1 protein-coding gene is annotated in these 718 nt (G+C 56.3%); it reads left to right on the forward strand.

Features of this window, described 5'->3' with window-relative positions; genetic code table 11:
- On the forward strand, positions 1 to 247 hold a 247-nt coding region (locus tag HLH36_RS19640; protein WP_220792937.1), incomplete at its 5' end, for a hypothetical protein.
- Positions 248 to 718 lie beyond the last annotated feature (471 nt).

Consider the following 718-nt stretch of genomic DNA (forward strand, 5'->3'; position numbering starts at 1 on the left):
CGCAGCCAAGCATCCGCGCCTCTTGTTGTCAGGATCGGCCAAGAACTCGGCAACTGTGGGTTCCACGACACCTTGGAACCATTCCAAAGCGGGGTCTGTTTTAGTCACTCAGGCACTCCAAAATCGTTTTATTCTCGAGGGAATTACCTTTTTGTCGGCCTTCGTGCCTTGGTATTTTTTTTGGCCAACAGCTTCATTGCTCTTAAGTATGCCTTTTCCGCCGATGGAAGCGGGGGCGCATGCGTGATCCTCTCCCTCTTGGATAGCGACGCTGAGGGGCGCTCTAGGCTCGCAAGCAAGCGTTGGTAGTCATCACGATAAAAGATGATCCTGCTACCCCAGCGGCGATGTGTAGGCTCTCCGTTGTATGTTGGATATGCGGAGAGGTGGGAAAGCAGCTTTGTGCGGCCGATCAGTCCCTTCAGGCGCTCCAGCACCTCCTGAAGGGTCAACGGTTTCTCAAATTCGTCCATGCTCACTCTTCCTGGCTGGGGCGAGACTGAACGCTGCCACTCGCTAGCCCGATCAGCAGAACGCAGGTTGAGCCGGTTGGACCAAGGGCGAAGCGGCGCCGGGACGGCAGTGGTGGCAGTCGTACTTCTAGGCGAATGGCAACCCTGTGTGCTTGACGATCTCGCCTTTGAGGATGGCCTTTGCCAGATCCCCCAATAGCCCGATTGTAAAGCCTCCAGCTCGAGTGGCACCGTCTTTTGTGCGC

The organism is Gluconacetobacter aggeris (genome assembly GCF_014174395.1).
GTDB lineage: Bacteria > Pseudomonadota > Alphaproteobacteria > Acetobacterales > Acetobacteraceae > Gluconacetobacter > Gluconacetobacter aggeris.